This is a genomic window from Schumannella sp. 10F1B-5-1 (assembly GCF_006517535.1).
Taxonomy (GTDB): Bacteria; Actinomycetota; Actinomycetes; order Actinomycetales; family Microbacteriaceae; genus Schumannella.
In genome coordinates this window covers 15,606-35,266 of sequence record NZ_VHQH01000038.1, presented here as the reverse complement: position 1 = coordinate 35,266, position 19,661 = coordinate 15,606, and the positions used below count along the sequence as shown (strand labels likewise).

The following is a 19,661-nucleotide window of genomic DNA, read 5'->3' as shown; positions in this document are numbered from 1 at the left end:
GCGACGACTCCACGCGGGTCCGCCCTTCGACTCGAGCTGCTCGGCAACCACTCCGCGCGTCGCACGCGCCGCGCATCCTGACGCCCGGTGGATGCGCGACGCCGTCTCGGCGCCGGCCGCGCGCCGGGTAGCCTGAAGCCTATGCGAGTGCACGTCGCCGACCATCCGCTCATCACCCACAAGCTGACCGTGCTGCGCGACCACCGCACCCCGTCGCCGACGTTCCGCGCGCTGGCCGAGGAGCTCGTCACGCTGCTGGCCTACGAGGCGACCCGCAACGTGCGCGTCGTCGAGGTTCCGGTGCAGACGCCCGTCGCCGAGACCACGGGTCTCGCGATCGCGACGCCGCGGCCGCTGGTGGTGCCGATCCTGCGCGCCGGTCTCGGCATGCTCGAGGGCATGGTGAAGCTCGTGCCGACAGCCGAGGTCGGCTTCCTCGGCATGGTGCGCAATGAGGAGACGCTGCAGCCCGACATCTACGCCGAGCGCCTGCCCGACGACCTCAGCGACCGCCAGTGCTTCGTGCTCGACCCGATGCTCGCCACGGGCGGCTCGCTCATCGCGGCGATCGACTACCTGCTCGACCGCGGCGCGGTCGACGTCACGGCCGTCTGCCTGCTCGCCGCCCCCGAGGGCCTCGAGGCCGTCGAGAAGGCGACCGCCGGCCGCAACGTGACGGTCGTGCTCGGTGCGGTCGACGACCACCTCAACGAGAACGGCTACATCATCCCGGGCCTCGGCGACGCGGGCGACCGCCTCTACGGCGTGGTGTAGCCCGAGCGCGTACCCGCTCCACCTGCTGCGCGTTGCGCGCTGTGCGCGTCGCGCAATGTGACGCCGTGTGACGCGCCCGGTCGCATCCGAGCCGACCGGATGTTGACGAATGTTGCGTGCGTGCATGAAACTTGCGTGCATGACCGCGAACGTGCACGCCCAGACCTCCTTCGAGGCCTTCGGGGATGCCGGCATGATGATGCCGGCGCGTGCGGTCATGTGCTGTCGAATGTGTGCCTGACCAGCGAGACCATCGCCGGGTCCTGCCGATGACCAGCCTCTCGATTCCGAGCATCCCGCTCGTCGAGACGGCGTCCGGCCCGCGGACCCCCGGGTTCTCCGTCCTCATCGGATGGACCCGTCTCCCGCACCAGCACCGCACACCCTCTGAGGCTCATGTCTGACTTCGACACCCCGGCAGCGCCTCAGGCTTCCGAAGGATTCGACACCATGTCCATCGCCGCTCTCGACGACTTCCGCCCGACCACCGCTCCCCGTCTCCGCGCCGTGCCGCAGCCGGCCGCCGAGCCGCTCGCCCCGGTCGCGCCCGCCGCACCGGCCGGCGCCCCCAGCCGCATCCGCGCCGTGCCCGAGGGCACCGAGGCCCGCGGATTCGCTCTCTACATCGGCATCGACGAGGCCAAGGCCCTCGCCGCCGGCACCGACCTCGGCGCCGTCGTGCGCGCGCTCAAGGAGCTCGTGGGCGAGCTCGTTCCCGACGCCGAGAGCTACGCCGCCGTCGCCCTCGCCCCGGCCGGCGCCGGCGGCCGCGACGTGGATGTGGTGCGTCGCGCCCTGCAGGACCCGTCGGCCCAGCCGAAGGCGCGCGTCGAGCCCGAGGCGGCGCCCGAGCCGCGCAGCGGCGTCGTGATCGACATCTCGCGCAAGCGCGTCGTGCTCGACGGCGAGACCGCCCCGCTCACCTACAAGGAGTTCGAGCTGCTGCAGTTCCTGGTGCTGCGCGAGGGCCGCACCGTCGAGCGCGCCGAGATCCTCTCGAGCCTGTGGTCGGAGGGCACCGACGAGGACGTGCCGAACGAGCGCACGATCGACGTGCACGTGCGCCGCCTGCGCTCGAAGCTCGGCGCGTTCGAGGACATCGTTCGCACGGTGCGCGGCTCGGGATACCGCTTCGACCGCCACGCCGACGTCGCGATCCGCTGGGCGTCGACGCCCTCGCCCGACATCTTCTGAGGCCGCGCCGGCTCTGTCCGGTCCGGCACTCAGACCGCGCCGGCCGGTTCCGGTCGCGCGCGCCGCGGCCTAGGGTCGACACCGTGCGACTCATCCGCCTTCACGATCTGCTCGAGCGCGACAGCGCGCATCCCGGCGCCCAGGGGGTGCAGGAGGGCCGGCTGGCCGAGACCGGCACCCGCGCCCGGCTGGTGCGGCTGGATGCCGGCGGCAGCTGGTCGGGTGCGGTCGAGCCCGGTGAGCGCCTCTCGATCGTCGTGGCCGGCGATGTCGTCGCGGGCGCCGAGGGCGTCGAGGTCGCGGCGGGCGCCGCGATCCTGTGGGATGCCGGCGAGCACGCCGAGCTGCGCAGCGTCGACGGCGCGACGATCGTCGTGATCGCGTCGACCGACGGCGAGCCGCTGCCGATCGCCGCGCGCTGACGCGCCTCCCTTCCCGCTCCGTCCTCTCCCGCCCTCCGTCCGCATCCGAAGGAGACACCCATGGCCCACGCGATCGTCTACCGCTCCAACGGCGGACCCGAGGTGCTCGAGTTCGTCGAGATCCCGGATGCGACTCCCGGTGAGGGTCAGGTGGTGGTCGCCGTGCGCGCCGCCGGCGTGAACCCGATCGACGGCAAGCTGCGCTCGGGCATGCGTCCGGCGCCGACCGACGGCAGCGCGCGTCGCATCGGCAGCGACGCCGCCGGCGTCGTGACTGCGGTCGGCGCGGGCGTCGACAGTGTCGCGGTCGGCGACGAGGTCATCGTGGTCAGCGCGGCCGGCGCCTACGCGACCGAGGTCGTCGCCAAGGCCGGACCCAAGCTGCTGCCGAAGCCCGCCGAGCTGGACTGGACCCGCGCGGCCGCCCTCGGCATCCCGACCGGCACGGCGTATCAGTCGGTCACCTCGCTCGGCGTCACCGCGGGCGACACCCTGCTGCTGCACGGAGGCGCGGGCGCGGTCGGGCAGGCCGCGATCCAGTTCGCCGTGCGCGCCGGCGCCCGGGTGATCGCGACCGCGAGCGAACGCAATCACGAGCGTCTCGCCGCGCTCGGCGCGACGCCCGTGGCCTACGGCGCGGGGCTGGCCGACCGCGTGCGCGCGCTCGCGCCCGACGGCGTCACGGTCGCCCTGGATGCGGCGGGCAGTGACGAGGCCATCGCGGTGTCGCTCGAGCTGGTCGCCGACCGCGACCGCATCGGCACGATCGTGCGCGGTGGCGAGGCGGCCGGTTGGGGCATCCGCGCGTGGAGCGGCGGCAGCCCGATCCCGCTCACCGACGAGGAGCAGGCGCTGCGCCTCGCCGGGATCGTGCTCGCCTCCGAGCTCGCGGCCGAGGGCGGCTTCGACATCGAGATCGCCGGCACCTACCCGCTGGGCGAGGCCGCCGACGCCCACCGCGAGAGCGATGCCGGGCACGTGCGCGGCAAGCTCGTGCTGCTGCCCTGACCCGAGGGGCTCAGCCGAGACACGGGATGCGCGGGAATCAGCCGCGCGGACGACGCGCACCCCTCCTGCGACCGACGCCCGAGGCCGCGCGAGCCGCTGTGCTGGGAGCATGACGCACCGCACCGCCGCATCCCGCACCACCACCGCATCCCGCACCGCCGGTACGCGCCCTGCCGCTCGCGCCCGCCGCATCCCGGCCCTCGCCCTCGTCGCCGCGCTGGCGGCAACCGTCGGCGCGACCCTGCTGCTGAGCGGATGCGGCATGTCGCTCAACCCGGTCGGCCGCGCGAACGTGAGCTGGAACGACTACGACACCGCGAAGAAGAGCGACGACGGCTACCGCGTGCCGATGCTCGTGCCCGACGACGCGACCGACATCCGGCTGCGCTACGACCTGCAGACGACGGGCGCGTGGTTCCGCTTCGACAGCGAGACGGGACCGACCGCCGACTACTGCGCGGCCGGGTCGATGCGCGGCGACGGCGGATCGGACGCGAGCTGGTGGCCCGACGAGGTGCCCGACGACGGACTCGTCTGCGGCAACTGGCACGTCTTCCACGACGACGGGCACTGGTACGCCTGGGATGCGCGCTGAGCGTCTCTCTGCGGGAGGGGTTTTCGACGACACGCCGTGCTGACGGGACGGGCCGACGGCGTGTCGCCGAAAACCCCTCCCGCAGACACCTCGCCTGATCCCTTCCTGAGCGCGAGGTGACCGCGCGGCGAGGGCCCGCCGTGGGCGATTAGGCTTGCCTAACCCGCCATGCAGCAGAATTCCGACCAGGTCAGCGCGCCGAAAAGCGCCGCTCCCAGCAGCGACTCCGCCGCATCGTCGGCGACCCCGGGAGGCAGCTCGACGGCCGGAGAAGCGCGCGTCGGCGTCGGCCGCACGCACGGCAAGACGATCCTGCTCGGCGAGCATGCCGTGCTCTACGGCGCTCCCGCGTTCGCTCTGCCGATCCCGGAGCTCGCGGTCGTCGCGACCGCGACCGCGCACGACGAGGACTGGCTCGATTCCAGCGTCTACGCCGGTCCGCTGCGCTCGGCCCCCGACGAGCTCGCCCCGATCGTCGCCGGGCTCGACTCCGCACGTCGTGCCGCCGGTGCACCCGAGGCGACCCTGCGCATCCGGATCGAGAGCGGCATCCCGGTCGCCCGCGGGCTCGGCTCGAGCGCGGCCTCGGCCGGCGCCGTGATCGACGCGGTCGCCGACGCCCTCGGCGCGACCTTCGACGCGCAGACCCGCTTCGACCTCGTGCAGGGCAGCGAGCGCATCGCGCACGGCAGCGCGAGCGGCCTGGATGCGCGCACGACCGTCAGCAGCGCCCCGATCTGGCTCGAGAACGGCGAGGCCATCCCCGCCGCGGTCGGCGCCGAACTCCGCTTCGTGATCGCCGACACCGGCGTCGCCAGCGGCACGCGCGGAGCGGTCGCCGGCGTGCGCGCCCGCCATGACGCCGACCCCGCGGCGGTCGACGCGGCCGTGCGGCGCATCGCCGAGCGCACGCGCGCGGGGCGCATCCACCTGGCTGAGGGCGACGCCGCCACGCTCGGGAGCGACATGGATGCGGTGCACTCCGAGCTGCGCGAGCTCGGCGTCAGCGGCCCCGAGCTCGAGACCCTGGCCACCGCGGCGCGCGCGGCGGGCGCCCTGGGTGCGAAACTGACGGGCGGCGGACGCGGCGGATGCCTGCTCGCACTCGCCGCCGACGCGGACGGCGCGGCGCGGATCGCGGGCGCTCTGCGCGGCGCGGGGGCGGCATCCACCTGGACCGTGCGCCTGCCGCCGACACCGGCCGGGCCGGCGGACGCACCGCCCGCATCCACCGCCGCCGACACCAGCACCAGCACCAGCACCAGCACCAGCACCAGCACCAGGGAGGACCGGACGTGACCACCGCCACGGCGATCGCCCACCCGAACATCGCGCTGATCAAGTACTGGGGCAAGGCCGACGAGGCGATGTCGCTGCCGGCGACGGGGAGCCTGTCGATGACGCTCGACGTGTTCCCGACGCGCACGACCGTCACGGTCGGCGAGGGCGCGGGCGCGGGCAGCAACGCCACCGCTCCCGACACCCTCACCCTCAACGACCGCCCGGCGACCGACGCCGAGCTCGGCCGGGTCACCCGCTTCCTCGACCTCGTGCGCGAGCTCGCCGGCGACGAGCGGCCCGCCGCGGTCGTCAGCACGAACACCGTGCCGACCGGCGCCGGACTCGCCTCCTCGGCGTCCGGCTTCGCCGCCCTCGCCACCGCCGCGGCGGCCGCCTACGGTCTCGACCTCGACGTCCGCGCGCTCAGCCGCCTCGCCCGCCGCGGGTCGGGGTCGGCGTCGCGCAGCATCCCGGGCGGCGTCGCGATCTGGCACGCCGGCGACGACGCCGCGTCGTTCAGCGAGACCGTCGCCGCTCCCCCGCTCGCGATGGTCATCGCGACCGTGGATGCCGGCGAGAAGCACGTGTCGAGTCGCGAGGCCATGCGCCGCACGATCGCCACCTCGCCGTTCTTCCCGGCCTGGGTCACCTCGACCGCCGCGAGCCTGGAGCGCATGGTCGAGGCCTGCGCCGCCGGCGACTTCACGCGCATCGGCGAGCTGACCGAGAGCAACGCGCTGCGCATGCACGCCACGATCCAGAGCGCCGAGCCGCCCATCCGCTACCTCACGGCCGCGTCGACGCGCGTGTTCGATGCGGTCGCCGGGATGCGCGTCGCCGGCCTCGAGGCCTACGCCACCGCCGATGCGGGGCCCAACGTCGTCGTGCTGACGCGCCCCGACGACCGCGAGGCGGTCGCCGCCGAGCTGAGCGCGAACGCGGGGATCGCGCAGCCCGTCACGACCCTGCCGGGACCGGCCGCGCGCCTCGAGAGCGGCGGCGGGGCCGACGCGACCGGGCCCGCCGCATCCGGAGCCGGTACCGCCCCCGGAGCCGGGGCCCCCGCATGATCGAGATGCGCGCCCCCGGCAAGCTCTTCATCGCCGGCGAGTACGCGGTGGTCGAGCCCGGCCAGCCGTCGGTGCTCATCGCCGTCGACCGCTACCTGACCGTCACGCTCACCGAGAGCCGGGATGCGGGCAGCGTGCACTCGCCCGAGTACGGGCAGATCCCGCTCGTCTGGCGCCGCGACGACGACGGGCTCACCCTCGACCGCGAGCACCACCCCTACGACTACGTGATGTCGGTGCTCGCGACGGTCGAGCAGCTGCGCGGCGAGCTCGGCATCCCGGCCCGCTTCTACGACCTGCGCGTGCAGAGCGAGCTCGACGACGCGAGCGGACGCAAGTTCGGCCTCGGCTCGTCGGCCGCCGTCGTGGTCGCGACCGTGCACGCGCTCGACCGCTTCTACGGCCTCGGGCTGACGCGCCGCGAGCGCTTCAAGCTGGGCCTGCTGGCGACGATCCAGGTCAGCCCGAACGCCTCGGGCGGTGACGTCGCCGCCAGCACCTTCGGCGGCTGGATCCGCTACAGCGCCCCCGACCGCTCGGTGCTGCGCGAGCAGCTCGGCGACCGCTCCGTCTCGGCCGTGCTGAACGGCGACGGCTGGGCCGGCTTCGACATGGCGCGCCTCGCGCCGCCGCACGGGCTGCGGCTGCTGGTCGGGTGGACGGGATCTCCCGCATCCACCGAGCGCCTCGTCGGCGGGGTGCGCCGCCGACGCATCGGCGCCGACCTCGACTACCCCGCGTTCCTGCTCGAGAGCCGCGCCTGCGTCGACGACCTCGTCACGGGACTCGACGACGGCGACGACACCCTGGCCCTGGATGCGCTGCGCCGGTCGCGGCGGCTGCTCCAGCGCCTCGGGGCCCAGTCGGGCACCGCGATCGAGACCGACCGCCTGGCCCGACTGTGCGACACGGCCGAGGCCGCCGGAGCCGCGGGCAAGCCCTCGGGCGCGGGCGGCGGCGACTGCGGGATCGTGCTCGCGCCGGCCGACGCCGACCTCACCGGGATGCTGCGCTCGTGGGAGTCGCACGACATCCGCCACCTCACGATCTCCGTGCATCCTCCGGAAGGATCCGTCGATGACTGACAGCACCGCGGGCGCGACGCCCGCCGACGCGCCCGGCACCGCCGCGGCACCCGCCGCCGCGCCCGCCGCCCCCGAATACGACGAGCGCATCACGCCCATCCCGACTCGCTGGGTCGGCCCGATCCGCGTGAGCGGCAACGCCGTCGAGGGCGAGATCGAGGTGCCGCTGGCGACCTACGAGAGCCCGCTCTGGCCCTCGGTCGGCCGCGGCGCGCGCCTCTCGCGCCAGGTCGAGGGCGGCATCGTCGCCACGGTCGTCGGCGAGCGGATGACGCGCTCGGTGCTGCTGCGCGCATCCGGAGCCGGCGCCGCGCACCTCGCGAGTCTCGACCTGCAGCAGCGCTTCGACGAGCTCGCCGCCGTCGTGGCGGCGCAGAGCCGCTTCGCGCAGCTGGTCGAGATGCACCCCGAGATCGTCGGCGACCTGCTGTTCCTGCGCTTCGCGTTCACGACCGGCGACGCCTCGGGCCACAACATGGTCACCGCCGCCTCCGAGGCGCTGCTCGGGGTGATCCTGCAGTGGCATCCCGAGCTCGAGTACGGCTCGATCTCGGGCAACTACTGCAGCGACAAGAAGGCCACCGCCGTCAACGGCATCCTCGGTCGCGGGCGCAGCGTCGTCGCCGAGATGCTCATCCCGGCCGAGCTCGTCGAGACCACCCTGCGCAGCTCGACCCAGCGCATCGTCGACCTCAACACGGGCAAGAACCTCGTCGGCTCGACCATCGCCGGCGCCCTGCGCTCGGCCAACGCGCACTACGCGAACATGCTGCTCGCCTTCTACCTGGCGACGGGTCAGGATGCGGCGAACATCGTCGAGGGCTCGCAGGGCATCACCTTCGCCGAGAACCGCGACGGCGACCTGTACTTCTCGACGACGCTGCCGCATCTCATCGTCGGCACCGTCGGCAACGGCAAGCACCTCGTCGGCGTGAACGCCGCCCTCGAGCGACTGGGATGCCGGGAGGACCGCGAGCCCGGAGCGAACGCCCGCCGCCTGGCCGCGCTGATCGCGGCGAGCGTGCTGTGCGGAGAGATCTCGCTGCTCGCGGCGCAGACGAACCCCGGCGAGCTCATGGCCGCGCACGTGGCCATGGAGCGCGGCGCGAAGCGGGGCCAGGCGTGAGCGGCGGCGTGGGTGGCGGCGTGAGCGAAGCGACGTCGGCGCTTCCCGGACCGGTGCCTGTCGGCATCCTGGATCTCGCCGTCGCGACCGGGCACCACGTGCTCGACCTCGACGACCTGGCGGCGCACAACGGCGTCGACCCGGCGAAGTACCACGTGGGGCTCGGGCAGGACGCGTTCAGCGTGCCCGCCCCCGACGAGGACATCGTCACGATGGGCGCCGCCGCCGCGCTGCCGCTGATCGAGCGGCACGGCGTCGAGGGCATCCGCACGGTGCTGTTCGCGACCGAGTCGGGCGTCGACCAGTCGAAGTCGGCCGCGGTCGTGGCGCACGGGCTGCTCGGCCTGCCGTCGACCGTGCGCGCCGTCGAGCTGAAGCAGGCCTGCTACGGCGGCACCGCGGCGCTCGTCGCGGCGCTCGGCATCGTCGCCCGCGACCCGCGCGAGCGCGTGCTCGTCATCGCGAGCGACGTCGCCCGCTACGACCTCGACTCGGCTGCCGAGCCGACGCAGGGTGCGGGCGCCGTCGCGTTCCTCGTGGGGGCGCATCCGGAGCTCGTCGAGATCGAGCCCGCGTCGGGACTGTTCTCGGCCGACGTCGACGACTTCTGGCGACCCAACGACCGCTCGACCGCGCTCGTCGACGGGCGCCTGTCGGTGACCGCCTACGTGGATGCACTGCTCGGCTCGTGGGACGACCTCGCTGCCCGCGGCGGCCCCGCCCCGCACGAGATCGACCGCTGGCTGCACCACCAGCCCTTCACGAAGATGGCGCTCAAGGCGCACCGCGCCTGGGGCAAGCACGCGGGTGCGGAGACCTCCGACGACGACCTCGCGACGGGCTTCACCTACAACCGGCGCACGGGCAACTCGTACACGGCGTCGGTGTTCCTGGCGCTCGCGGCGCTGCTCGACCTCGACGACGACCTCGACGGCCGCCGCCTCGCGCTGTTCAGCTACGGCTCGGGCAGCGTCGGCGAGCTGCTGACCGGCATCGTGAAGCCGGGCTACCGCACGCTGCGCCGCACGGACGCCGGCTCGGTCGCCGCGACCCTGGATGCGCGCACCCCGATCGCCGTCGGCGACTACCGTGCGCTGCACGCCTCGCACTCGGGCCCCGGATCGGCGTCGAGCCTCGACCGCGAGAACCCGCGCGTGACGACCGGGCCGTTCCGCTTCGCCGGCGTGACGGGCGGCGCCCGCCGCTACGAGCGCACGGCCTGACGCTCCGCGCGGCGCGCCACGCTGTCGTGACGCAATTCAGCACCGACGACGCCCGATGACCCGTGCCGGTCGAGACGGCGCATCCCTGCTGAATTGCGAACCGGGGATTCGAAGGCGCGCAACGCAACTCAGCACCCGGGCGGCGGCATGGCCCGCGCGGGCCGCGGCGGCGCATCCGTGCTGAATTGCGTGACGACAGCACGGATGGGTGGCGCCGGCCGCCGCGACTCATCACGTCGGGCACGCGCCGCGGCGCGCTGCCATCAGCGTCGCTGCGCTTCGCGCGCTCCTCAGGCGCGCAGCGCCAGCGCGAACGGCAGCACGGCGTCCGCGCCCGCCTCGCGGAGGAGGCGTGCGGCGACGGTGAAGGTCCAGCGGCTGTCGGCGAGGTCGTCGACCAGCAGCACGGGCCCGGCGGTGTCGGCGAGCGCCGCGCGCAGCTCCTCGCCGACGCGGAACGCCGACCACACCCCGGCGAGCCGCCCGACGCTCGGTCCGCCCGCGCCGGCGGGTGACTGCGTCGGGTCGGGCGACGTCGACTCGAGCGCGCCGAGCAGCGGCAGCCGGCCGAGCTCCGAGATCGCGTGTGCGAGCGACCCGACGAGCTGCGGATGCGCGGCGCTCGGCATGGCGACGACGCCCACCGGGCGCTCGGCCCAGTCCCAGTCTTTGAGCACCGCGACCGCGGCATCCACCAGGGTGCGCGGCACCGGCCCGTCGGCGACGCCCGGTGCGAAGAGCTCGCGCAGCGGTCCGCCCCAGCCGAGGTCGGTGAGCCGGGCGACCGCGCGCCCCTCCTCGGGGCGCTCGGTCGGCGGGATGTTGCCCTTGACCGGGATGCCGCGGCTGGCCGCGCCGGTCGGCCACTGCTTGCGCGCCTCGAGGGCGACCCCGACCTGGTCGAGCGCGGCGGTCGCGGCGGCGGTCGACGCCGAGGACACCTCGCTCGCGAACCACGCGCCCGTGCAGCTGTCGCAGCGACCGCACGGCGCGGCGCTCTCGTCGTCGAGCGCGCGCTGCAGGAACTCCATGCGGCACTGGCCGGCGGGCAGCGCCTCGTAGTCGAGCATGTGCTGCTGCTCGGCCCGGCGCGCGACCGCGATGCGCTCGTAGCGCTCGGCGTCGTAGGTCCACGGGCGGCCCGTGCTGACCCAGCCCCCGCGCACCCGGTCGACAGCTCCGTCGACATCGAGCACCTTGAGCAGCAGCTCGAGCCGGCTGCGCTTCACGTCGACGAGCGCCTCGAGCGCGGGCGTCGAGGTCGGCCGCTCGGGCTCGAGCGCGGCCAGCACGGCGTCGGCGCTGGCCCGGGTCGGCATGCTCGCGGTCGCGAAGTACTCCCAGATCGCCTCGTCTTCGGTGCCCGGCAGCAGCAGCACGTCGGCGGATGCGGTGGCCCGGCCGGCGCGGCCGACCTGCTGGTAGTAGGCGACCGGCGACGACGGCGCCCCGAGATGCACCACGAACCCGAGGTCGGGCTTGTCGAAGCCCATGCCGAGCGCGCTGGTCGCGACGAGCGCCTTGACCCGGTTCTGCTTCAGCGCGAGCTCCGCCTCCTCGCGCTCGGCGTTCTCGGTCTGCCCCGTGTAGGCGAGCACGTCGTAGCCGGCCTCGCGCAGCAGCCGGGTCGTGTCGGCGGCGGCGCTGACGGTGAGCGCGTAGACGATGCCGCTGCCCGGCAGCTCGCGCAGGTGCTCCACGAGCCAGCCGAGTCGGCTGCGCTGGTCGGGCGTGCGCAGCACCCCGAGGCGCAGGGATGCGCGGGCGAGCGGCCCGCGGATGGTGAGCACTGCATCCGTCCCGCCCAGCTGCTCGGTGACGTCGTCGACGACGCGGCCGTTCGCCGTCGCCGTGGTCGCGAGCACCGGGGTGTCGCCGAGCTCGACCACGAGGTCGCGCAGCCGCCGGTAGTCGGGGCGGAAGTCGTGCCCCCAGTCGGAGATGCAGTGCGCCTCGTCGATCACGAGCAGTCCCGTGCGCGCCGCGAGCGCGGGCAGCTGGGTGTCGCGGAAGTCGGGGTTGTTGAGCCGCTCGGGCGACACCAGCAGCACGTCGATCTCGTCGGCCGCGAGGCGCTCGCGGATCGCATCCCAGTCGTGCTGGTTGCTGGAGTCGATGGATGCCGCCCGCACCCCGGCCCGCGCGGCCGCGGCGACCTGGTCGCGCATGAGCGCGAGCAGCGGCGACACGAGCAGGGTCGGTCCGGCGCCGCGATCGCGCAGCAGCCGGGTGGCGACGAAGTAGACGGCCGACTTGCCCCATCCGGTGCGCTGCACCACGAGTGCACGGCGCGACTCGTCGACGATCGCCGAGATCGCCTCGAACTGCCCGTCGTGGAAGTCGGCGTCGGGCGACCCGACGAGCGCGCGCAGCGTCGCGAGCGCGGCGGCACGGGTGTCGGAGGTCGTGGACGCGGTCGTGTCGGGCGCGGAGGGCGCGGCGGTCTCGGTCACGCCTCGAGCGTGGCAGACGCCGGCGACATCGGCCTGGATGCGCGTCCACCCCGCGTCCGACGCCGCCCAGCAACTCCGCGAGCCCAGCGCCCCGCCGCCTCCGCCGCCTACCGTGGAGCATGCTCACCGACGTCGACCGCGCCCTGCTCTCCCGCCCGCTGCACGCCTTCGTCGCGACCGTGGCGAAGCCCGACCGGTTGCCGGCGCCGCGCCCGGTCTGGTTCGACCTGACGGCCGGGGGCGACATCCAGCTGTTCTCGTCGCCGTCGACGGCGCGGGTCGCCCGGCTGCGCGCCGTGCCGCGCGCCACGGCCGTCGTGGCCGCGCCGACGGGCGAGCCCGAGCGCTGGGTCGCGGTCGAGGGCGACGTGACCCTGCACTCCGAGGGAGCGCTCGAGCTGGCCGAGACGCTCGCGCACCGCTACTGGGGCGACGAGCTCGCACCCGAGCACCAGGCGGTGCTCGACGAGTGGCGCGGCCTCGAGTGGGTGCGCATCGTGATCCACCCGACCGCGGTGAAGCGCTCGGCCGACTGACGCGCGGCGCCCCAGCCGGCGCGCCCGCGCCGATCCGGAGGGGCCCGCGGGGCGCCGACGCCCGCGTGCCCGTCCCGGCTCAGCGCGCCCGACGCAGCAGCACGCTGAGCCGGATCGCCGCGATCAGGAAGAACACGCCGCCGACCAGGGCGTAGCCTCCGATCCCCGTCGCGCTCGCCGCGCCACCGAGACCCTGCACGAGGAAGCCGGTTCCCGCGAGCACCGAGATGCCCCCGCTGAGGATGAGCGGCACCTGCCCGCCGGAGCGCCGCCGCAGCACCGCGGTGACCAGCTGGGTCACGCCCGACAGCACGGCCCAGACGCCCCAGACGGCGAGCACCGCGCCGACCGACGAGGCGGCGGCGATCCCGAGCGCGATCGCGGCGACGACGCTCATCACGACGTTGAGCCACTCCGCGAGGTGCGGTGAAGCGGCACCTGCGCCCGCGTCCTCTGCCCCGCCTGCCCGCAGCTGCCAGAGCACGGCGGCGGCGTCGACGAGCGGGTACACGACCACGAGCACGCCGAGCAGGATGTCGGGTGCGGCACCCGCGGCGGAGATCGCGATGAGCACGGCGGCCCACACGACGGCGAAGCCGAAGCGCACGAAGTAGAGGCGGCGGAGCGCCGGGGCGAGGGCCGTCGCCGAGGCGGCGGCGGCAGTCGGGGTGTCGGTCGTCATGAGGGGTCCTTGTCCGATGGGGGATGTATAGTTACTAGTACGTCTACCTATGCATCCTAGGCTGACGCCGAGCCCCGCCGCAAGCAGCACGGTCGGCGGCGATCCCCCAGCACCCGAGACCTGGAGCATCCGATGCCCGCCGACAGCGCCGCCAGCGCCGCCCGCACCGCCAGCGCCGCCCGCGCGACCGACGCGGCGACGACGCCCGGCCCCCGCGCCGCCTCGACCCGCGAGCGCATCCTCGACGCGGCCACCGCGCGCTTCTACGAGCAGGGCATCCGGGCGACGAGCGCCGACCGCGTGATCGACGACGTCGGCATCACGAAGGTCACCTTCTACCGCCACTTCCGCACCAAGAGCGACCTCGTCGTCGCCTACCTGCAGCGGCAGGCCGAGGGCGAGCGCGAGTGGATGCGCACCGCCCGCTCCGACGGGGACCCCGTCGCCTCGCTGCACGCTCTCGCCGCCGGGATCGGCGCGGCGAGCTGCCGTCCGGGGTTCCGCGGCTGCCCCTTCATCAACGCGGCGGCCGAGTTCGCCGACGCCGACGACCCGGTGCGCGCGGCCGTCGAGGAGCATCGCCGCTGGACAGCCGAGGAGTTCGCCGCGATCGCGACCGAGGCCGACGTCGACGACCCCGAAGCGGTCGCCGGCCAGCTGCAGCTGCTGCGCGATGGCGCCATGGTCAACGGCTACCTGAGCGACCCCGCGGCGATCGCCGGCGCACTCGACGCCGCGTTCACCGCCGTGCTCGCCCGCGCATCCGGACACGATTCCGCACGCTCGGCGAACACCCAGGAAAAATAACGAACAGATAACTAGACGTCGTTACCTCGCCGTTATACATTTCAAGCAGCGCCGGTTGTTTGCTGTGGCAGCCGGAGCGAATGTGATTGCAGGACACTCTTGGTGCAAGGGAAGAGGGCCGGCCGCTCGCCTCTGCGGCCGGCCCTCGAATCTGCCCGGGGCAGGTCAACGGATTCACCGTGACGACCTTCCGGCACCTGTCCGAGCGCTGATCGCCCGCCCTCGCGTCACCCGTCAGCCGTAGGGTTGTCGCATGTCCGAGCGACCCGACTCCGCCTCGGCCGACGCGCCGACGACGGCGCCGGCCACGACCTCGAACGCCGACCCCGCGGCCGCCGCTGCCGCGGCCCCCGCCGCCACCTCGCGCCGCACCGACGCGGTCGCCGCGTGGGAGAGCCTCTACCGCGCCCAGGTCAGCGTGCTGCGACACATCCGCTCCCGCTTCCCCGAGGGCGTCAGCTTCACCGAGTACGACGTGCTGTTCACGCTCTCCCGGGCGCCCGGCCGGGCCCTGCGCATCCGGGATCTGAACCGCCACCTGCTACTGACCCAGCCGAGCGTCAGCCGCCTGCTCGACCGCCTGGTCGCCCGCGGCCTGGTCAGCAAGTGCACCGACCCGGATGACGCGCGCGGCACGATCGCGACCCTCACCGACGAGGGCTACACGCTGTTCCGTCGCGTCGGGGCCGAGCACGGCCGCGATATCGCGGACCGCATGCTCACCTCGCTCGACGACGACGAGCTCGCCGAGCTGCGGCGCCTCAGCGACAAGCTGCGCGGCTCCAGCTCGCCCGAGCGACCCGACGACGTGGATGCGGTGCCCCCGCCGCCCGCGACGGCCGACTCCGGAGCCGCGTGAGCCCGCGCCATCCCGCCCTCGTCTGGCTGCGCGACGACCTGCGCCTGGCCGACAACCCGGCCCTGCGCGCCGCGGTCGACTCCGACCGTCCGGTCGTCGTGCTGTTCGTGCTCGACGACGACAGCCGCGAGGTGCGTCCGCTCGGCGGGGCGAGCCGCTGGTGGCTGCACCACAGCCTCGCGGCGCTGCAGCAGCGGCTCGAGGACCGCGGCGGCTCGCTCACGCTCCGCCGCGGCAAGGCCGAGGACGTCGTGCCGGCCGTCGTCGCCGAGACGCACGCCGAGGCGGTGTTCTGGAACCGCCGCTACGGCGCGGCCCGCGAGATCGACGCCCGCCTGAAGACCCGCCTGCGCGACGACGGCCTCGAGGTCGCGAGCTTCGGCGCGAATCTGCTGGTCGAGCCGTGGGAGGTCACGACCGGGCAGGGCGAGCCCTTCAAGGTATTCACGCCGTTCTGGAAGGCCGCGCAGGAGCGCCCGTTCCGCGACGCGGTGCCCGAGCCGCGGCAGATCGATGGGCGGCGCGCCGACGGCGACCGCCTCGACGGCTGGGGGCTGCTGCCGACGCATCCCGACTGGGCCGGCGGCCTGCGCGAGACCTGGGAGCCCGGCGAGCTCGGCGCCCGCCACCGCCTCGAGGCGTTCGTCGAGGACCGCCTCGCCGACTACCACCGCCGCGACGAGCCCGCCGTCGAGGCGACCAGCGGACTCAGCCCGCACCTGCGCTTCGGCGAGATCAGCCCCATCCAGATCTGGGATCGACTGCACGGCGAGCTCGACGACGCCGCCCGCCGCAACCGGGCCAAGTTCCTCAGCGAGCTCGGCTGGCGCGAGTTCAACCACAGCATCCTGTTCCAGCAGCCGAAGCTGCACACCGACAACTACCGCCCCGACTGGGATGCCTTCCCCTGGGAGAAGCCGCACCCGGCCGAGCTCGAGGCCTGGCAGCAGGGGCGCACCGGCATCCCCCTCGTCGACGCCGGGATGCGCGAGCTCTGGCACACCGGATACATGCACAACCGCGTGCGCATGGTCGTCGCGAGCCTGCTCGTGAAGAACCTGCTGATCGACTGGCGCGTGGGCGAGCAGTGGTTCTGGGACACGCTCGTCGACGCCGACGAGGCCAGCAATCCCGGCAACTGGCAGTGGGTGGCCGGCAGCGGGGCGGATGCGGCACCCTACTTCCGCGTGTTCAATCCCGAGCTGCAGCGCGAGAAGTTCGACAAGCACGACCGTTACGTGAAGCGGTGGGTGCCCGAACTCGGCACCGACGAGTACCCCGAGCCGATCGTCGACCTCAAGCAGTCGCGCCAGGCCGCCCTCGACGCCTACGCGCACCTGCGCAACAGCTGACCCGGGCGTGATCGCGCCCCCGCCGGCCGAGGCCGACGGGGGCGCGATCAGACGCGACGGACGCGGGGTGACCGCATCCGGATCAGATCATCCCGGGTAGCTGACGACCCGGCTCGGCGTCGTGTTGCCCGCCGGGTTCGGCACGGGACCTCCGACGTCGTTCACGACGTGGTTGATCGTGCCGACATCGCCGAGCGACACCGTGAACAGGTTGTGTCCGCGCACGCCCGCGGCGTTCGGGAACTCGAAGCCGCGGTCGGCGACGACCGAGGGGTTCACGTTGAAGAACGAGTACACCCCGCCGCCCCAGATCTCGTGGCTGGTCACGCCGTCGGCGACCTTGTAGGCCGCATAGCCGGCGCCCGTCGGGCTCTGCCACGACGCATTGTCGGGCACGTCGTAGGGCAGCTCGTTCTGGAAGAAGATCGTGCGACCGCGCTCGCCGTTCCAGATCACCTCGTGCTTCTGGTAGTGCTCGACGAACAGTCCGGTGGCGAGCACGTCGTCGCCGTCGACCTGCACGCCGGTCGCGCCCTGGTTGACGTTCCAGCCGGTCGGGGCGCCGCCGTGGTCGGCGCGCCAGGCCCAGATGTGGTCGATGACCGTGTCGTCGGCGTTGACCTGCAGGGTCGTGGTCGCGTTGCCCTGGATGCTCGATCCGATGCGCACGAACACGTCCTGGATCGTCTGCGGGTCGGCCGCGTGGTCGGTGTGCGATCCGGCGGTGCCGAGGCGGATCAGCTGGTCGCTGTTCTGCTGTCCCGCATCCACGACGAGGCTCGAGATGTTCACGCCGTCGACGTCGGCGGTCGTGAGCACCGCGTTGCCGTTGGTCGGCGTGAGCGTCGGGAAGCCGATACCCGTCACGACGGTGCCCGGGCGGGTCACGTCGATGGGCGCATCCAGCTGGTAGGTGCCCGGGGTGAAGAACAGGTTCAGACCCTGGTCGAGCGCCGCGTTGAGCGTGGATGCGCTGTCACCCGGGTGCGCGACGTAGAAGTCGCGCATCGGGATGTCGGTGCCCGGCGTGTTCGGCCACGAGACGCCGCTGCGGTCGTGCTGCAGCGAGGGCACGAAGACGTGGTACTTGCCGGCGTCGTCGATGTAGAGGTACGGCTTCTCGCGCACCGTCGGGGTGCTGTCGAGGGTCGTGTAGCTCTTCGAGAAGTCGTTCGCCGGGGCGCCGTTCACGCCCGAGAAGACCATGTTCCAGTTGCCGCCCTGCCACGCGCCGAGCGACGAGTCGCGGGTGTACCACTGCTGCTGCGAGCCGGAGGTGACGGTGCCGTCGACCTTGCTGTCGGCGATGTAGCCGCCCGACGAGTAGCCCTGGCCGTTGTCCTGGTTCGAGGGCCCCATCGTCAGGTCGCCCTGGATGTGCACACGGCGCATCGGCGCGGCCTGCGAGACCGCCCAGCGGTCGGTGCCGCCGTCGGGGATGATCGCGATGTTCTCGACCGAGCGCCAGAAGTTCTGGGTGGCGTTCGACTGGTCGCCGTAGTTCCAGCCCGAGTCGACGTTGACCGCGCCGGTGAGCTTGACGTCGTCGGGGTTCTTGCCGAGTCCGGCGACCGAGGTGTAGAAGCCCAGGTTCGCCCAGACGCGGCCGTAGTCGCCGGGCTTGAACAGGAAGGCGTAGCGCTGCGAGCCGAACTGCGCATCCGGGTTCAGCAGCTGGGCGTTGAAGGCCGCATCCACGTCGCCCTGGATCGTCGCCGCCGGCGTCGACGGGTCGTAGATCTTGACGCTGCTGCCGAAATCGGGCGTGTCGCTGGTGTCGACCGCCTGCGCCGAAAGGGCGGGCGTGATGGCGCCCGCCAGGCCGACCGCCGCGGCCGCGACGAGCGCGAGCCGCCGCGTGGGCATGCTTCTTCTTCTGGTCTGATTCACGAGGTCTCCCCTTCTCGTGGCAGCTCCGTCGCTGCCGCGGCTCCGTTGCCGCCCTGACACCCTAGGGGACGCACGACCCCCGAATGGGGGTCATTCAGGGGTTATTCGGACAGGGTTGTGCGACGAGGCCGTCGCAACTCAGCACGAGACGCCGCAGACAGCCGGCTTCGGCCGGCAGGGGCGCCGGATGCTGAATTGCGAATCGCGACGGGCGCTCAGACGCCCGGGCGGCCGCCGATGAGCATGATCGCTCGGGCCGCCGCCTGCACAGCCGACTGCATCGCCGGCTCGAGCCGCTGATCGTCGATCCACGTGCTGAGGAACCCGGCGGCGAAGGCGTCGCCGGCGCCCGTGGGATCGACGACGCGCACGGAGGGGGCCGGCACGCGCACGATCGGCGAGCCCGAGCGGTGCTGGCCCATCGCCCCCTCGGCGCCGAGGGTCAGCACGACCGTCTCGGCGATGTCGTGGAAGGCCGCGATCATCCGCTCGGGGCTCGACTCGCCCGTCAGCAGCTCGCCCTCTTCGAGGTTCGGGAAGATCACCGAGGCGCCGCGGGAGGCCTCGAGGAACGCCTCGACGCCGAAGTCGCGCATGTAGTCGGGCGAGCTCGGATTGACCACGACCGGCACGCCGGCGGCGGTCGAGCGGTCGATCACGTCGCGGGCGCCCGAGACGCCGAAGCCGTCGACGAAGCTGTAGGCGCTGAGATGCACGGCCGCGGCCTCGGCGAGCAGCTCGGGCGTCACGGCCGCCGGCGAGAGCAGCGCGTTCGCCCCGCGCTCGGTGAACATCGTCGGGTCCTGGCCGCGCTCGACGATGATGATGATCGTGCCGGTGGTCATGCCGACCTCGCGCTGCAGGCGCGGCGTGACCCCGGCATCCTCGAGCTCGGCGACGTAGCGGTCGTAGTCGGCCGAGCCGATCGCGCCGACCAGGTCGACGCCGACGCCGAGCGAGGCGAGCCACGCCGCGGTGTTGGCGGCGCTGCCACCGGGGCGGAAGCGCACGGTCGAGGGCGTGTCGGAGCTCGGCCGGACGCTGTGGTGCGGTGAGACGAGGATGTCGTGATTGACATCGCCGACCGCGATCACCCGGCGCGTCATTGCCGAGGGTGACTCAGGGGTGAGAACTGGTGCATCCCGAGAACGCTATCGGGCCGGATGCGATGGAGGACAGACCGAACGGCCGCGACACGCCTCCGCCGCGTAACCCCAGCGGGTGACGCGGCGGAGAGGGCCCAGGCCCGGGCGCGGGTACGGCGGCGACGGATCGTGCGGTCGCGCATCCGGGCCGACCGCGGA

General features: G+C 73.5%; 18 protein-coding genes. 14 read left to right on the top strand and 4 right to left on the bottom strand.

All coding sequences use genetic code 11. The features are described 5' to 3' along the window. Window positions 1–141: 141 nt before the first annotated feature. The 10 genes from upp (at window position 142) to FJ658_RS09025 (ending at window position 9,778) form a co-directional block, all read left to right on the top strand. Window positions 142–774 carry a uracil phosphoribosyltransferase gene (gene upp, locus FJ658_RS09070; protein WP_141145075.1) on the top strand — a complete coding sequence of 211 codons (633 nt, stop codon included), beginning with the start codon at window positions 142–144 and terminating at the stop codon, window positions 772–774. 450 nt (window positions 775–1,224) lie between these two features. Next, window positions 1,225–1,968, top strand: a complete 744-nt coding sequence (locus FJ658_RS09065; protein ID WP_141145074.1) for a winged helix-turn-helix domain-containing protein — start codon at window positions 1,225–1,227, stop codon at window positions 1,966–1,968. A gap of 83 nt (window positions 1,969–2,051) precedes the next feature. Next, on the top strand, window positions 2,052–2,390 hold the full coding sequence (locus FJ658_RS09060) for a hypothetical protein (protein WP_141145073.1): 339 nt from the start codon (window positions 2,052–2,054) through the stop codon (window positions 2,388–2,390). A 60-nt stretch (window positions 2,391–2,450) separates the two neighbouring features. After that, window positions 2,451–3,398 carry an NADP-dependent oxidoreductase gene (locus FJ658_RS09055; RefSeq protein WP_141145072.1) on the top strand — a complete coding sequence of 316 codons (948 nt, stop codon included), beginning with the start codon at window positions 2,451–2,453 and terminating at the stop codon, window positions 3,396–3,398. Between the two features lie 109 nt (window positions 3,399–3,507). Next, entirely contained in the window at window positions 3,508–3,993 is a 486-nt protein-coding gene (locus FJ658_RS09050; RefSeq protein ID WP_141145071.1) for a hypothetical protein, read from the top strand. Between the two features lie 168 nt (window positions 3,994–4,161). After that, a complete protein-coding gene (gene mvk, locus FJ658_RS09045) occupies window positions 4,162–5,292 on the top strand; it encodes a mevalonate kinase (protein WP_141145070.1) in 1,131 nt (376 codons plus the stop codon). Continuing rightward, window positions 5,289–6,344 carry a diphosphomevalonate decarboxylase gene (gene mvaD / locus FJ658_RS09040; protein ID WP_141145069.1) on the top strand — a complete coding sequence of 352 codons (1,056 nt, stop codon included), beginning with the start codon at window positions 5,289–5,291 and terminating at the stop codon, window positions 6,342–6,344. The genes mvk and mvaD overlap by 4 nt, the downstream gene beginning before the upstream one ends. Then, the gene (locus tag FJ658_RS09035; protein WP_141145068.1) at window positions 6,341–7,429 is read left to right on the top strand and encodes a phosphomevalonate kinase; all 1,089 of its coding nucleotides are present in this window, start codon (window positions 6,341–6,343) and stop codon (window positions 7,427–7,429) included. The genes mvaD and FJ658_RS09035 overlap by 4 nt, the downstream gene beginning before the upstream one ends. Continuing rightward, entirely contained in the window at window positions 7,422–8,555 is a 1,134-nt protein-coding gene (locus FJ658_RS09030) for a hydroxymethylglutaryl-CoA reductase (RefSeq protein ID WP_141145067.1), read from the top strand. Before FJ658_RS09035 ends, FJ658_RS09030 begins: the two co-directional genes overlap by 8 nt. A gap of 20 nt (window positions 8,556–8,575) precedes the next feature. Beyond that, entirely contained in the window at window positions 8,576–9,778 is a 1,203-nt protein-coding gene (locus FJ658_RS09025) for a hydroxymethylglutaryl-CoA synthase (protein ID WP_255447648.1), read from the top strand. Window positions 9,779–10,068: 290 nt separating this feature from the next. On the opposite strand, the gene FJ658_RS09020 is transcribed toward FJ658_RS09025, so the two are convergent. Beyond that, a complete protein-coding gene (locus FJ658_RS09020) occupies window positions 10,069–12,231 on the bottom strand; it encodes an ATP-dependent DNA helicase RecQ (protein WP_141145066.1) in 2,163 nt (720 codons plus the stop codon). A gap of 119 nt (window positions 12,232–12,350) precedes the next feature. Between FJ658_RS09020 and FJ658_RS09015 the strand changes: the two genes are divergently transcribed. Beyond that, complete coding sequence (locus tag FJ658_RS09015) at window positions 12,351–12,767, top strand: pyridoxamine 5'-phosphate oxidase family protein (protein WP_141145065.1); 417 nt, start codon at window positions 12,351–12,353, stop codon at window positions 12,765–12,767. A 79-nt stretch (window positions 12,768–12,846) separates the two neighbouring features. On the opposite strand, the gene FJ658_RS09010 is transcribed toward FJ658_RS09015, so the two are convergent. Then, window positions 12,847–13,449, bottom strand: a complete 603-nt coding sequence (locus FJ658_RS09010) for a hypothetical protein (RefSeq protein ID WP_141145064.1) — start codon at window positions 13,447–13,449, stop codon at window positions 12,847–12,849. Window positions 13,450–13,581: 132 nt separating this feature from the next. Here FJ658_RS09010 and FJ658_RS09005 point away from each other — a divergent pair, with 132 nt between their 5' ends. The 3 genes from FJ658_RS09005 to FJ658_RS08995 all read left to right on the top strand — a co-directional run bounded on the left by FJ658_RS09005 (window position 13,582) and on the right by FJ658_RS08995 (window position 16,467). After that, on the top strand, window positions 13,582–14,256 hold the full coding sequence (locus FJ658_RS09005; protein WP_141145063.1) for a TetR/AcrR family transcriptional regulator: 675 nt from the start codon (window positions 13,582–13,584) through the stop codon (window positions 14,254–14,256). 253 nt (window positions 14,257–14,509) lie between these two features. Next, window positions 14,510–15,115, top strand: a complete 606-nt coding sequence (locus FJ658_RS16990) for a MarR family winged helix-turn-helix transcriptional regulator (protein ID WP_141145062.1) — start codon at window positions 14,510–14,512, stop codon at window positions 15,113–15,115. Further along, window positions 15,112–16,467 (top strand): deoxyribodipyrimidine photo-lyase, encoded by a 1,356-nt coding sequence (locus tag FJ658_RS08995; RefSeq protein WP_141145061.1) that lies wholly within the window; start codon window positions 15,112–15,114, stop codon window positions 16,465–16,467. Before FJ658_RS16990 ends, FJ658_RS08995 begins: the two co-directional genes overlap by 4 nt. A gap of 87 nt (window positions 16,468–16,554) precedes the next feature. Here FJ658_RS08995 and FJ658_RS08990 read toward each other — a convergent pair whose 3' ends face one another. Both FJ658_RS08990 and FJ658_RS08985 read right to left on the bottom strand, forming a co-directional pair. Beyond that, entirely contained in the window at window positions 16,555–18,333 is a 1,779-nt protein-coding gene (locus FJ658_RS08990; protein WP_141145060.1) for a hypothetical protein, read from the bottom strand. Window positions 18,334–18,572: 239 nt separating this feature from the next. Beyond that, window positions 18,573–19,463, bottom strand: a complete 891-nt coding sequence (locus tag FJ658_RS08985) for a carbohydrate kinase family protein (protein WP_141145059.1) — start codon at window positions 19,461–19,463, stop codon at window positions 18,573–18,575. Window positions 19,464–19,661: the final 198 nt, after the last annotated feature.